Genomic DNA, 13076 nt, shown 5'->3' on the forward strand with positions numbered 1-13076 from the left:
CCTTGTTAAATATACAGAAATTTCGTATATTAACATATGCAAGGCAACAAGATTTATCAAGAAAAACTGTTCAACACTTTCCAGTTGAGCAGTCGGATTCCCAAAGACAATTTTTACCGCAGATTATCGGGTATTTTAGATTTAGATTTTCTCCGCAAAGCGACTGAGATTTATTATGGTAGATGCGGACAAAAGAGTTTGGACCCCGTTGTATTTTTTAAGCTATGTTTGGTGGGCTATCTGGAGAACATTATCAGCGACCACAAGCTAGTTTCTCATTGTAGTATGCGATTAGATATCCTATACTTTTTAGGCTATGATATCGATGAAGAACTACCTTGGCACTCGACTATAAGTAGAACCCGCCAACTTTATCCAGCATCGGTTTTTGAGCATCTCTTTGCACATGTTTTTAAGCTTTGTGTTTCAGGCGGTATGGTCAGCGGTCATACGCAGGTTATAGATTCTGCCCCTGTAAAGGCCAATGCTTCCATGGACAGTCTGGAGCTGAAAGTACCGGAAGAAGATTTGGCCTCCCACTTACTGCAGGTGCGCCACATTAGTCATAGAGATAAAGAAGCTGTCATCAGGCGCTCCAAGACCAATAAGGCAGCCCAATCACAACAAACACTATCAGCCAGTTCATCAGAGCTACAGGCGCTACGCAGTAGAAACAAAAAATGGTCCACCGAACAGAACCATCGTCCAGGATCGGGCAATAAAGGGAGTCGTTACACGAGTAACAAAACGCATTACAGCCCTACCGACCCCGATGCGAGAATCAGTGTAAAACCAGGCAAAGCAAGAAAGCTAAATTACCAAAGCCAACTTACTGTAGATACGGCACACCATGTTATAAGCGATATTAAGGCGTACCATGCAGACGGTAAGGACAGTCAGCAATTATCGGACATTGTCATTAGGGTTCAAAGGCGTTTATGGCAATCTGGCTTGAAGATGGATACCTGTGTAGCCGATACGGGCTATAGTAGCGGCGAGAACTATGCGTTTTTGGAACGCCAAAATATTGAGAGTTACATTCCGCCACATGGCACATATAAAGGTGGTCCTGATGATTTTGTTTATAACGAACAAGAAGACTGTTATATCTGTCCACAAGGAAAAATAATTCCATTTACCAAGGTATTTTATGAGAAGAAGAATAGCACAAAAAAGAAGGAATATCGAGCGTCAAAGAAGGTTTGCATAGACTGCCCCCTGCGCAGTGCGTGCTTAGGAAAATCGGCACAAGAGAAGAAGTTCACCATTACCTATTACCGACCGGAATACGAGCGTAACATAGCCCGGGTGAACAGTAAAAAAGGGCGTTATATGAAAGGCAAGCGGCAAAGCACGGTAGAGCCTGTTTTTGGAACGCTCACTCAGTTTTTAGGCATGCGAAAAGTAAATACTTTAGGATTAGAACAGGCCAACAAATGCATGCACCTATCAGCAGTAGCATATAATTTAAAGAAATATTTAAAATATATTAAAACCAGCCCCAAAAGTATAGCAGGAGTTGTAGGTGTTTTAGTAAGTAGTATAAATCGCCAAATAAGACGCTATATTATTGGTTTTAAGCAACCCGTATTTTAGATAAAAATCAGAACGCGCAAAATCAAAACAGGCTTTAAATCAGTGGCTTATAAATTATTCGGAGTTTTGTTAGGGGGTTGTGCAACGGTTACCATTGTTGTAAACAGTTTTTTTATTCGGTTATGTGTTTTGCAATACCTTCTGGCCATATTACAAATTTGCCATATTGACCAGCTTTTTCAATTCCGCCAAGTTCTTTTCCTTTTTTTGTAGTTATCCAGTCTTCCTCTTTTTTATACATCAGTTTATTGTCGGTAAACCAACTATTAACTTTTCGGCTACTCAATCCAGTTAATTGAGACAATTCTTTTGTTGTCAAGAGTTTTGAATTTGATAAGTCCATATTTTCTTGAACTTTCTCAACAGTCTTTTCGGATTTCTTTTCAATTTCCTTATCTACTTTTTTAACAGAAACTCGTATTTCTTCGCTGATGGTCAAAAGTCTTTGAACTTCGTCATAGATATCATTATATAAATCCGCATCATTTTCTTTCGTAACGTGAATTCCCATTTCGTCATTATTTTGTTGCGAAAAGGAATATAAATTCATTGAAGTTACTATCGCTTCGTTTTCGTTCAGATAGCATTTTGCGTGAAGAGAATTGCAAAGACTTGTCCGAATTCCGATTTGACTTTCCAACCAATTACTTTCCTCAACTTGCAGTTTATTTTCTCGGTAAATAATTCGAATGTCTCTTTTTTGAATGTTCAGATTTTCCAAATGGTCTTTTACTCTTTTATGAAATTGCAGATATGGACTTATTAAAATTAGACGGTCTTTTGTTGTTTTAATTAATTCTTCTAAATGATATGAAACACCTGTCGTGTTTAAAAATTTTGCCATTTTTTATTTCAGTTTTTCGGTTTTCTTAAATTGTTTACAACGGAATTGTGTATGGTTAGTTGCGTGGTTAAGCACCTAATTTAGCAAATAAATCACAGATAGAATATTCCGCAGGAATGTTCGTAAGTCGGCAGTGACCAAGCAATTAATTATACACGGTGTTAGCCTGCGTTTTTTCTTTTTCTACCCAAAAAACAGCACTATATGGTAATACAGTAACTTTATCTAGGTGTTTTGTTGATGATTCAAATTCTTGTCTAAATTCAACACCGATGCTGTCACAAGCCTTTGTTACTAATTCAAAATATCCTTTTGGTAAAACGGTATTTTCTTTTAGATTATAACTATAAGTATGCTCCTTATCTGCTTTGTAGACGTATACTTCTCCTCCTATAAACTCATATTCATTTATTTTATCAGTTACGTCTATTCTGTTATAACCTTTTTCACGTATGTCAAATTGAGCTAATTCTTCTGGTGTGATGAAGAACAATACACAATTTATCTTTTCGTTATCTGATTCTATTATATTCAATGCTATAGTATTATGTATTTGAATGGTATCTTTATCTCGTGCATAGAATAAATCTTTTTCAGGATTTTTTACTGATCTAGAGGCATTCCAAGACCTTTGGTAGCCTTCAAGATGAACGAGATAAACAGAATCTTGATAGGTTCTCTTTAGGGTTCTTTCCATACTTTTTTTTGACATTAAAGAGCCATAACCTACCATTCCAATTTTACCTTTTTCAATATTGATAATTTGTTTTTCTAAATTTTTATTACATCCAAACAAAACTGTTATGAGTATTAATAGAACGTATGCTTGATTTAATTTCATTTTTTTATGTGTTGGTTTTAATGCAGGCTAACGTTTATGTATAAGATTAGTTGCGTTGTTTAAGCAACTAATTTAGCAAAAATGGAACGAACGCGAGAAAATTCCGCAGGAATTTTCCAAGTCAGCTAGAACCAAGCAATTAATTTTATACTTTGTTAGCAACTGGTTTTATTCTTTCCGCACGAGTAATATTCCAATGTGTTTTTCGATTCCGTTATTTTTCTTTTTCCTTAAAATCTCAAAAAAAATTTCGATTATCATTCCGCTTTTTTTTCGAACGTTTTGCCATTTCAATATTCAGCACAAACCTTTGGAAATCTAAATTTTCGTTGTTAAAAAACAGAAGCTGGGAAAATCCCTTTTCACAACGTTCAGTCTTAAAGTTTAGCGATTCCAATATTCAGCAGAGACTTTTGGAAAGCTACATTTTCGATGCGAAAACTGACTTTGGGTAAGCCGAAATTCAACGTAATCTTCCGCAACAATTTTCAATTCCGCTTGAGTGAAATTCCGAGTTGTTTTTTCAATTCAGAATTTCATTTTTCCTTTTTTAAGAATCAAAAAACTTGAAAGTTAGCACGATTTTCATTGGTCTGGTCAACTTGTTGCTAACGTGTTTGTGTATGGTTAGTTGCGTGTTTCAGCAACTAATTTAGTAAACAAAAACGAACGCGAGAAAATTCCGAAGGAATTTTCCAAGTAGGCAACGACCAAAGCAATTAATTATACACGTTGTTGCCATTTCGTTGTTTTTTCAGATTTTTAATTATTCGGCTAATTTCCGTTTTCCTATTTTCAGCGTTTGAGTGAATTCAGACAGCGTTTTATTCCGCAATATTTTTCAATTCCGATTGAGTGAGTAATTCCGCAACTTGCTAAATTCCAGATACTGTTCAGTTTTTAAATAAAAAAATGGAATATTAAATTCGGAAAAGCAATAATGCTCATAATTATTAATAGTACTGACAATAAAATTAAAAAAAATCTTAACTTTTTTTGAATCAACGGTTTACTTTTTAAACTAAAGTATAGACTAATAATTCCAAATCCGACAGCAATTAATTTAAACCAAATCGTGTCATATTTCCCTAATCTTGCAAAAGGAATTAAGATTCCATCTATAAATTGCTCTTGAAAATCGACTTCATTTAAGTAACTAATGATGAAAAAATATAACCATCCAAAAACTAAAAGAACTATCGAGTAAATAGGATAATTTTCTTTCTTTGTTTTCATTATTTTTTGAATTCAGATTTTTCGATTCAGAGTGCGTTCCGCAATGAATGGCAACGGTCTGGTGTATGATTTCGTTGCGTGTTTAAGCACTAAATTTAGCAAATAAATCACAGATAGAAAGTCCGCGAGGACTTTCGTAAGTAGGCTATAACTAGCAATGAATTATACACATTGTTGGCAATAGTTTTTTATTTTATTCTCACAAAATACTTTTTTTTCACAAACCCAGATTTAGGTTCTTTAGTAATATTGTCAATGTATGAAATCAATAAGTATTTATGTTTAATTTCAATAACTGATACTAATTGTCCTTTTTTTACAACTCCTATAATATTTGTTCTAATCTTATTGGAATATCTTAAATGCACATCAGTTTTTGCTATTCTTTGTTCATTTAATTGACCAAGAATTTTCTCAAAATCTTTAGTCAGATTAATTTTAGTTTCTTCAATTTCCTTTTTTGTTTCGGGAAATATTTTATCAATATTTGAAGATGAGTTTTCAGCATCTTGATTAAAACGATAAAGGTTCATTAGAAAGGTAATGACAACTATTACTCTAAAAATAAAATTCAATGCTTTTTCAGATGTGCTTTTTTCAAGTAAAACTTCAAGTTCACTAATTATTGAAGCTTGCAATTTTTCTAAATCTTCTTTTGTTATTCCTTCTGTTTCGTTAGTAATAAATTCAGTTGTAGTCGCTGACATAACTTCTGAAACCTGTTCAGCCACAAGTAGCTCATTCCAGTTTTTCGTTTGAGAGATACTTTTTAAATAACTATTTGAAATTCCTTGAATTGCGATATCAATACCATTAAATTTATTTAAGTGAGTAATATTTATCGATTTAGCAATATTAGAAATGTTATTGGAAAATAATACTTGATTCGAAGCTATTTCAGATAGTTGTTTTGACAAAGGCTTATTAATTTCAGCAATATTTTTTAATGATTGACTTAAACCTGCAAGAGAAGCAGATTGAGCTGAAAGTACTTTGTTGAAGTTTTGGTTATAAAAATTCATTCCAGCAATATTACTTGCTTTTTCGAATGCTTTATTTTGTTGAGAAATTATCTTCGCAATGTTCGTTACTCCACTAATTGCTGTTATATTGAAGTTATTAAGATTGGCTTCTGAAAACTGCTTTGCAATTTTGCTCATATTCAATTTTCCGAATAATGCTTGATGCATATCATTATCTTCCTTCATATTTAAAATTTCAATTTGTAGCGTTTAGTTTTTCTCAAATTATTGCCAACGTGCCTTGTATATGGAAAGTTGCTGTTTTGTGAGCGAGGAATTTCGGCACGAAATTCAGAAGTAACAAAACAAGCAACGACCATCGATTAAACACAAGCCCAGCAATTTTATATATACAGTGTTGGCAAATGTAATTTTTAAAAACCGCCTGCATGAGGAACGAGGGCATAAAAACTAAAATAATGAAATTAGAAAACACTTCAATTAAACTAACAACAGACCAACAAATACTATTGTATTCTTTTTTAACCGATGTAAAAAATGAAGGCGAACCAAATAATTTTGAAGAATGGGGTTTAGAATGGACTTTAATATGTCATTTAGCTGAAAATATACCTAACATAATAGTTAGAGGTTTTTTAACTATTGATGTTGATAGCTACTTTGCTGTATTTAACTGGTTAGCCTCTTATATTAGCGAGATAAAAAGCGAAAAACAAGGTGAAGATAAATTTAAAGATTACAGCTCTTTATTTATTCACTTAAAAGAATCATACGAATTAACAGAGCCAAAAGGAAGTAATTACTCTCCTTACGTTTATATACCTAAATTTTATGTAGACGAAAAACCTCTTAAAAAAATATACATTAACCCAAATAGCAATGTTGAAGACGTTCTTAAAAATCAATAATTTTTATCCGCTTGAGTAAGTGGCGGTTTTTAAAAATTATTGTTGCCAACGGTCTCGGCTATGAGTAGTTGCGTGGGTTAGCACTTAACTTTGCAAGTACACACCAAACTGAAAATCCGCGAGGATTTTCAGAAGTAGGCGAGAACAAGCAATTACTTATAGCCATTGTTGGCAAATCGTTTTTTTAATTCTTCTTTCTCGATGGTTACGGTTTTTTCAATATAGTTTGTCCAAACATCTACCACCTTACCCTTTTTCGTTACTTCAATCATATTATCTGAAATTATTAAGTAATTATGCTTATTCAATTTTTTCAGGCGTTCGTTTATTACATTAGGGTTTCGCTTAATTATTCCATCAATATGGAAAATATATTCAATCTCCTTCGTTAATTCATTTACTGTACAATTTCCAGTTTCTCTTATTATTCTTTTCAGTTCCCAAATTAGATTACAATCCAATACATCAATATGTCCAAGTCCGTAGATTTCTACTTGTCCACTATTTTCTATAGACCGATTTAAAAAACTGAGTAAACTATTGAGTGAGTAAATAATTTGGTCAAGCTTACAACTGAAATGGTCTAAAATTCTTTCTTTTCCCAATATTTCTACCTTAAGAGCACTTCTTCCAAATCCGTTTTGGTCCGCATCAATATGATAGTTTTCGATTAGGTCAGTTAGTTCAGATTCAATTATATTTTTGGCTATAATTAAATTCTCTCCTTCAAGTGTTTCTTCTGAAAAGAAACCTATGTTTTTGTTATATCTATGATTAAACTTTTGAATAAAAGAGTTTAAGTAAACTGTTAATTCAGATTCGAATGAACAAGAACCTCCTCCTTTATCAATATTATTTTTATAGACTATATATTTCATCAAATGTTTGCCAACGGTCTAGTATAAGAATAGTAGCGGATTTTAAAACCCTAACTTTTCAGTTTAGCATAGACCTTTTTTATATTTATTTACTTTCGTTTTAGCGATTAAACCGCTATTATTTTTATACATTGTTGTACACTGGCTTTTTCTATTCAGCTTGTTTTTTAGGTGTTTCTTTCAATTCAAACGTGAGCGTTGGTGTGAAAGCTCTTTTGACTTTTTGAGGCACGAAAAAAAGGCAAATGTGCTTGAACATTGCTTCGGCTTTATTTGTTTTTAATAATCAATATTTCGTCAAATAATTTTTTAAAGAATCTAAATTCATTATCAGGTATATTTCCATTTCTACATTCCGATTCCAGTTTCCTTTTCACGTTGTCTTTAGAACTTATTGAATCTAGTCCTCTAAAATTCTGAAACACATATTTATTCAATAATTTTTTGCTAAAATAATCCTCAACATTAAAGTTCGAGCCTCTAAAATGAGTTCTTACAGGAAAAAAGCTCACCCAAATATCATTCTTTATTCTGTGTGTAAAATTGCTCGTATTGTATTTGTTGTTCCTATTTCTTCTGAAAATTTTATTAATTCCATCAACTCCTGCTTGGTCTCTATCAAAAAATGCAATTATGGTTTGATTGGGTTTAGGTGCAAACTTTCCTAACATTAATTCCACACCAGCTGCTCCACCACAAGGCATAAAAGCAAAATCTAAATCTGCATATCTAGGTTCAGAGGTTTTAAGAACTTTAAGTGCTTCTGTAATAAATGTTTCGTCTGATGGTCCTTCTACTAAAAGAATATCTTTTTGTGTGTTCAAGAATATATTTTGTTCTTGATAAGACCAAATTCCATTAGTTAGTTTATTTACAATTTCTTGCTTTTCTTGTTCTTCAATTTCTGCATCATTATTGGCATTTCTGTTTAGCATAATTATATGCTTATTATCAAAACAATGAGTTAGAGTAGGTGAATGAGTTGTTAAGATGTTTTCACGACTTGCATAATTGTTTAATAGTTTTTGCAAATCTTCTTTACGTGAAATATGTATATGAGAATCAGGTTCATCAAGTAGAATCAATGAATTTTCGTCTCCAATGACTTCAAGAATTAGTTTTACAAGAATTAGTTTTTTTTCTCCTTCGCTAAAGCAAGAAGCGTTTAAGTTATTGTTAAAGTTGAATTCAATATTTGTTATAAGTTTATCATCTTTTGGCATTGAAGCTGCTGTGAGATAATTAAAAAAATCAATCTCGTTAGATATATAACCAAGTCTTTGCTTTAATTCGTCAAGAGTTAAAGTTAGTGTTGCATCATTGTTTGGGTTAATTTGCTGCACAAAGTTTACAACAGGATTTAATTGAAATGTGCCTATTTTTTGTGTGTCAAAGTCAAATTTGATGTTATTTACCTGCGTAATACCTAAATCAGTTTCACAGAATTTTTTAATATCTGTAAATGCTTCAAAATCGTAAAAGTAGAATGTCAGTAAGGCAATATTCCAATAATATTTATTAATGAAAATTAAATCTTGATTTGGCAAAGTAGCACCTTTTATCGCTTGAATATATTTTTGATAAAAAGGCCAATAATATGTTTCCCATAATCTGGTTTCTTCGCCACTATAACTTGCTACAACTTGTGATGGCAAATGTTCTGGTTTAATGTTATCTACAACATTGTTTGCTTTTAATTCATAAGCTTGGGTTAAGTTATTGTATACAATTTTAATTTCATTTCCATTTATTTCGTAAATCAAGAAATAACGAAAACTTGGATTAAAAGTTTGGTCATAAAGTCCAGCAAAAATACTACTCAACGCTTCAAGAATATTACTCTTACCGCTACCATTATTTCCAATTAGTACAGTTAAGCCTTCTTTTGCTCTAAAGTCTATCTTTAAGTTCTCAATGTTTTTAAACCTAGTTTGAATATGTAGTTGAACTAATCTCATTAACTTTTAAATATTTCTTTCTCGAATTCTTCAATTGCAAGACTTTTGTTTTGTTCTGATTTGGTTTTTAATTCTTGTATTTCTTGTTTTAGGGCTTTTATATGGCTACCTATTTCTTTTTGAATAGTAGGACTGGGAAAAGGAATTAAAATTTCTTTTAATTCTGAATTTGTAATTGCAGGATAAGTACCACCAGTCATTCTACTTTTTAATTGTTCAATGCCATAAAAAGACATCAAAAATTCTTTTAAATAGTTTAGGTCATAACTCGAACTTGGTTCTATTACAGAGAAACCTGAAGAGCAAATATCATTATCATTTTCTTCCTCAACTATTGCAAAACGTTTTAGGTAAGGCCTAGTAGTACCTATAATTAAATCACCTTTACTTACTTGTTGTGTTGCTCTACTTGGTGCTTCATTAACCTCAATTACTTTAACTTTTGTTACACCGAAGTTTTCATCAATAGCACCTAATTCAATATATCTAAATGTATTTGCTTGGTAATCTTTCTTTTTCCAAGATTTAGAAGGAAAACGAAATACATTACCTATCTTTTTTAAATCATATTTAGACGTATTTAAACCATTTAAAACCCGTAAGTCTTTTGCTAAAACATCCCATCTGTCAAGATTCTTAAGGTTGATAAATTGCAAGCCTTTTTTATATTCTTTTTCTTCAAGTGGTTTTAAACCCAAAATATCTGAAAGATATTGTTCTATATCTTGTTCTAATTGATTAGCTTTTTCTTCTTGACTAAATGCTAGATTTATTTTTTTATTATAGTTGTCAACAATTCTATTCTGCTCATTTAAAATAGGAAGAGGAATTTTAATTTCGTTTCTTAATTGGTCAGGTTTAATATACTTTCGATTTGTTGTACCAGAGACATAACCATCCATATACTCATTAACTTTTTTGCTTGCAAAAAGTAATTGTACATATTCTGGATTTGCTTTATTCGTTTCAATTTTTGCAAATGTCATATTGGATGAACCGACACCATCTGCCAATTCTGGTGTTATAATTCCAAAAGCTCCATTTTTAGTATCAACTTTACACCAAAACAAATGATTTTCTTTAGCCTGCTGGTAGGTTCTCATCTTTAAAGTAGAACCTTTTACTATTCGGTTTACAAAAACACCTTTCCCATAGGAACGAGCACCTAAAATTTTATATTCACCAGAATCTTCAATTTTAATTTTTTCAATTTGTGGCTTTGTTAAAAACTCTCCAAACAGCACCAATGGATGTTTCTCACTAAAAACATCTGCTTGATGAAAAAAGCTTTTTACGTCCCAAATGTTTAATTCAGAAAATGGTATTTTATGTATCATTGTCATACTATTTTCCATAAAACACTTCTGGTTCTTTAGCTATTGCAGGATTACCTGCAAAAGGAATACGATAAAAATTATTGCTTTCGTCTATTTCATATTCTATAAAATCAAATTTTTTCTGCCATAATTGATTGTCTATTCTATAGGTAGTAAACTCTTCTGCTAATGGTTTTAGCTCGTTTTCAATTTGAGCACCTGTTGTGCTTATTCCTGCTTTTTCTACTTCAGCAATTGGAATTTCATAATCAAATTCTTTTTTGATTTGAGCCTTAATTTCAGATTCAATTTTTTCATTCAGTTCTTTTAACTGTTTGCGAATTTCTTTCTTTTCTGCTGTTGTAGGTGCGTCTTTTCCTTTTAATACAAGTTTTTCTTTGAGAGGTTTGAGTTCGTCTGCATATTTAGCTTCTATTTCTTTTTTTGCTTTTACAGTAACAGCTTTCCAGTTTTTACCTTCTTCTTCAGTAAATTTTTTAAAGAATAATAGACTTGGTTTGACAGTTGCACCACTAGCAATAAATACATCTTGTGGAATAGAAGTAATTAGAATTAATTTGGCTTTGCTTTCTACAAATTCTCTGATTTTTTGAAGATTACTGTTATTTAAAACTCCTTCTGGTAAAACAATTCCCATTCTACCACCTGGCTTTAATAAGTTAAGGCATCTTTCAATAAAGAGAACTTCTGTTAAAGAACTCATTTTACCAGTTTTATATAAACCTAAAAGTGGCTCACCAATATTATCATTTATTTGTTTTAAAGCTGTTTCGTATGCTTTTCCATAACGCTTTTTATATTCGGCAATTCTTACTTCGTCTGTATATTTATCAGATTCCGTAATTTTTAAACTTTTCTCAATTCTTGCACCAAAAGGCGGATTGGTTAAAATAACATCAAAGCGATTTTCGAAAATGCCATTGACATTTAATAATCCGTCATTATGATGAACACCTCCGTGACCATCTCCGTGCATTATCATATTCATTTTGGCTGTTCTGCTCATTCTTGGATTTGCATCTGTTCCAAAAATACAGTCATAAGAAAGTACACGTAAACGACTCTTTTCATTATTAATATCTAATTCTTGATTTAGATAATTGAATAGTTCGTTTACTTTTTCTTCAACCTCTTCTTTTTTCTTGTCAGTGAGTTTCTCGTAATTTTCATCAAAGTATTTTGCTTTTATTTTTTCTTTCTGCTCCTGAATCTCATCTTCAATTTTTGCACGTACATATTCAAAGGCTTTGATTAGAAAACCACCCGAACCGCAACAAGGGTCGCAAAGCACCTCTCCTTCTTGTGGGTCTAAGACCTCAACCATAAAATCTACAACAGTTCTAGGTGTAAAAAATTGACCAAGTTCTCCTCTAAATGTTCTGCCTAAAAATTGCTCAAATGCAATTCCTTTAACGTCATCAGAAGTTGTTGAAAGATTATATTTTTCAAGCTTTTCTACGATTGCTTCAAAACTATTTTCTCTGATTTTTACGGTTTCGTTTTCTGCAAAAAGGTCATCATTTTTGAAGTCTTCTTTTGTGCTTTCAAAAAGTTGCTGGTAAAATGGTCTGCTATCTTTTGATTTATGTCTATCGTAAGCTTCTTTGTCAGATAAAAATTGTTTTTTTGAAAAAATTTGACTTCCAGAATTTGTGCGTTCGTATCTGATTTTGATAAATAGGATTTTGGAAATTTCGTCAAAAGCTGCTTCTGGTGATAGCTTGTCATTATTTCTAATGATGTTATGGCAATTAAAAAGTAGTTTAGAAAACTCATCTCTAGTAAAAGCTTTTGTTTGCTTTAAAATTTCATCAATTTTCTTTTCACTTTGAATACTTGAAGCATCTGGAATATCAATAATTTCTTCAAGCCTTTTTGGGATTTTTCCTTTTACAACTTTAAAGATTCTTGTTTCTTTTAAATTGGTTGTAACAAAAAAATCAGCTCCAGCCCAAGAAGCATAATTATAACCTTGAAAGTAATCTTCTTCTCTTACAGTTATGTGTTCTGCTTTACATTCAACAACAATTACTGGACTAATTGATTCTTGTCTGTCTTTTTTATTTTTCCAAATTACAATATCTGCACTCGCTCTTCCTTGTCCTCTTTGAGAATTGTTAACTTGTATTTCTTGAGCCATTTGCTCTAAAGAAAACCCATAATCATTTACAAGCCTTTTTATATATTCTTGTCTTACTAACTCTTCTGGTGTTTGTATTAACCACTTGTCTTTAAGTGGTGCAAAAATTTGATTTCCTTTTGATTGAACTTCTATTTTCATATTACCTAAAGAGTTGAATTAATTAATTCTTTTACATCAACTGCTAGTAAATCTGCAATGATTATTAAGCTATCTAATGATGGTTGAACTTCATTCGTACACCACCTAGAAATTGTCGTCTCGTTTTTATCCAATTTTTCAGCTAACCATTTATTGGTCTTACCTTTTTCAGCTAAAACGACTTTTAGTCTATTAATTGCTTTTTTATTCATAT

Annotated in this window: 11 protein-coding genes; 2 read left to right on the plus strand and 9 right to left on the minus strand. The window is 31.8% G+C overall.

Features of this window, described 5'->3' with window-relative positions; translation table 11 throughout:
* Nucleotides 1–36: 36 nt before the first annotated feature.
* Nucleotides 37–1596 carry an IS1182 family transposase gene (locus tag AC1B0Z_RS01560; RefSeq protein ID WP_483792090.1) on the plus strand — a complete coding sequence of 520 codons (1560 nt, stop codon included), beginning with the start codon at nucleotides 37–39 and terminating at the stop codon, nucleotides 1594–1596.
* A 112-nt stretch (nucleotides 1597–1708) separates the two neighbouring features.
* Here the strand turns inward: AC1B0Z_RS01560 and AC1B0Z_RS01565 are convergent, their stop codons facing one another.
* The 4 genes from AC1B0Z_RS01565 to AC1B0Z_RS01580 all read right to left on the minus strand — a co-directional run bounded on the left by AC1B0Z_RS01565 (nucleotide 1709) and on the right by AC1B0Z_RS01580 (nucleotide 5725).
* Nucleotides 1709–2440 carry a phospholipase D family protein gene (locus AC1B0Z_RS01565; RefSeq protein ID WP_483793795.1) on the minus strand — a complete coding sequence of 244 codons (732 nt, stop codon included), beginning with the start codon at nucleotides 2438–2440 and terminating at the stop codon, nucleotides 1709–1711.
* Between the two features lie 145 nt (nucleotides 2441–2585).
* Complete coding sequence (locus AC1B0Z_RS01570) at nucleotides 2586–3281, minus strand: gamma-glutamylcyclotransferase family protein (RefSeq protein WP_483793755.1); 696 nt, start codon at nucleotides 3279–3281, stop codon at nucleotides 2586–2588.
* 900 nt (nucleotides 3282–4181) lie between these two features.
* The gene (locus AC1B0Z_RS01575; RefSeq protein ID WP_483793796.1) at nucleotides 4182–4517 is read right to left on the minus strand and encodes a hypothetical protein; all 336 of its coding nucleotides are present in this window, start codon (nucleotides 4515–4517) and stop codon (nucleotides 4182–4184) included.
* 188 nt (nucleotides 4518–4705) lie between these two features.
* On the minus strand, nucleotides 4706–5725 hold the full coding sequence (locus AC1B0Z_RS01580) for a hypothetical protein (RefSeq protein WP_483793797.1): 1020 nt from the start codon (nucleotides 5723–5725) through the stop codon (nucleotides 4706–4708).
* Between the two features lie 233 nt (nucleotides 5726–5958).
* On the opposite strand from AC1B0Z_RS01580, the gene AC1B0Z_RS01585 reads away from it, so the two are divergent.
* Entirely contained in the window at nucleotides 5959–6408 is a 450-nt protein-coding gene (locus tag AC1B0Z_RS01585; protein ID WP_483793798.1) for a hypothetical protein, read from the plus strand.
* 152 nt (nucleotides 6409–6560) lie between these two features.
* On the opposite strand, the gene AC1B0Z_RS01590 is transcribed toward AC1B0Z_RS01585, so the two are convergent.
* From AC1B0Z_RS01590 to AC1B0Z_RS01610, 5 genes are all read right to left on the minus strand, one after another.
* Nucleotides 6561–7286 (minus strand): hypothetical protein, encoded by a 726-nt coding sequence (locus AC1B0Z_RS01590; RefSeq protein ID WP_483793791.1) that lies wholly within the window; start codon nucleotides 7284–7286, stop codon nucleotides 6561–6563.
* Nucleotides 7287–7555: 269 nt separating this feature from the next.
* Nucleotides 7556–9244 carry an ATP-dependent nuclease gene (locus AC1B0Z_RS01595; protein ID WP_483793800.1) on the minus strand — a complete coding sequence of 563 codons (1689 nt, stop codon included), beginning with the start codon at nucleotides 9242–9244 and terminating at the stop codon, nucleotides 7556–7558.
* Complete coding sequence (locus AC1B0Z_RS01600; protein WP_483793801.1) at nucleotides 9244–10581, minus strand: restriction endonuclease subunit S; 1338 nt, start codon at nucleotides 10579–10581, stop codon at nucleotides 9244–9246. Before AC1B0Z_RS01600 ends, AC1B0Z_RS01595 begins: the two co-directional genes overlap by 1 nt.
* Nucleotides 10582–10588: 7 nt before the next feature.
* Nucleotides 10589–12862 carry an N-6 DNA methylase gene (locus AC1B0Z_RS01605; RefSeq protein WP_483793803.1) on the minus strand — a complete coding sequence of 758 codons (2274 nt, stop codon included), beginning with the start codon at nucleotides 12860–12862 and terminating at the stop codon, nucleotides 10589–10591.
* A 5-nt stretch (nucleotides 12863–12867) separates the two neighbouring features.
* Complete coding sequence (locus AC1B0Z_RS01610; protein ID WP_483793804.1) at nucleotides 12868–13074, minus strand: helix-turn-helix transcriptional regulator; 207 nt, start codon at nucleotides 13072–13074, stop codon at nucleotides 12868–12870.
* Between the last annotated feature and the right edge of the window lie 2 nt (nucleotides 13075–13076).

The organism is Hyunsoonleella sp. J2K-J805 (assembly GCF_057167125.1).

Bases quoted from the DNA above. Each gene is read 5' to 3' on its own strand.
- AC1B0Z_RS01565 (WP_483793795.1), bottom strand. From the start codon at position 2,440: ATGGCAAAATTTTTAAACACGACAGGTGTTTCATATCATTTAGAAGAA.
- AC1B0Z_RS01595 (WP_483793800.1), bottom strand. From the start codon at position 9,244: ATGAGATTAGTTCAACTACATATTCAAACTAGGTTTAAAAACATTGAG.
- AC1B0Z_RS01600 (WP_483793801.1), bottom strand. From the start codon at position 10,581: ATGATACATAAAATACCATTTTCTGAATTAAACATTTGGGACGTAAAA.
- AC1B0Z_RS01575 (WP_483793796.1), bottom strand. From the start codon at position 4,517: ATGAAAACAAAGAAAGAAAATTATCCTATTTACTCGATAGTTCTTTTA.
- AC1B0Z_RS01605 (WP_483793803.1), bottom strand. From the start codon at position 12,862: ATGAAAATAGAAGTTCAATCAAAAGGAAATCAAATTTTTGCACCACTT.
- AC1B0Z_RS01560 (WP_483792090.1), top strand. From the start codon at position 37: ATGCAAGGCAACAAGATTTATCAAGAAAAACTGTTCAACACTTTCCAG.
- AC1B0Z_RS01610 (WP_483793804.1), bottom strand. From the start codon at position 13,074: ATGAATAAAAAAGCAATTAATAGACTAAAAGTCGTTTTAGCTGAAAAA.
- AC1B0Z_RS01590 (WP_483793791.1), bottom strand. From the start codon at position 7,286: ATGAAATATATAGTCTATAAAAATAATATTGATAAAGGAGGAGGTTCT.
- AC1B0Z_RS01580 (WP_483793797.1), bottom strand. From the start codon at position 5,725: ATGAAGGAAGATAATGATATGCATCAAGCATTATTCGGAAAATTGAAT.
- AC1B0Z_RS01570 (WP_483793755.1), bottom strand. From the start codon at position 3,281: ATGAAATTAAATCAAGCATACGTTCTATTAATACTCATAACAGTTTTG.
- AC1B0Z_RS01585 (WP_483793798.1), top strand. From the start codon at position 5,959: ATGAAATTAGAAAACACTTCAATTAAACTAACAACAGACCAACAAATA.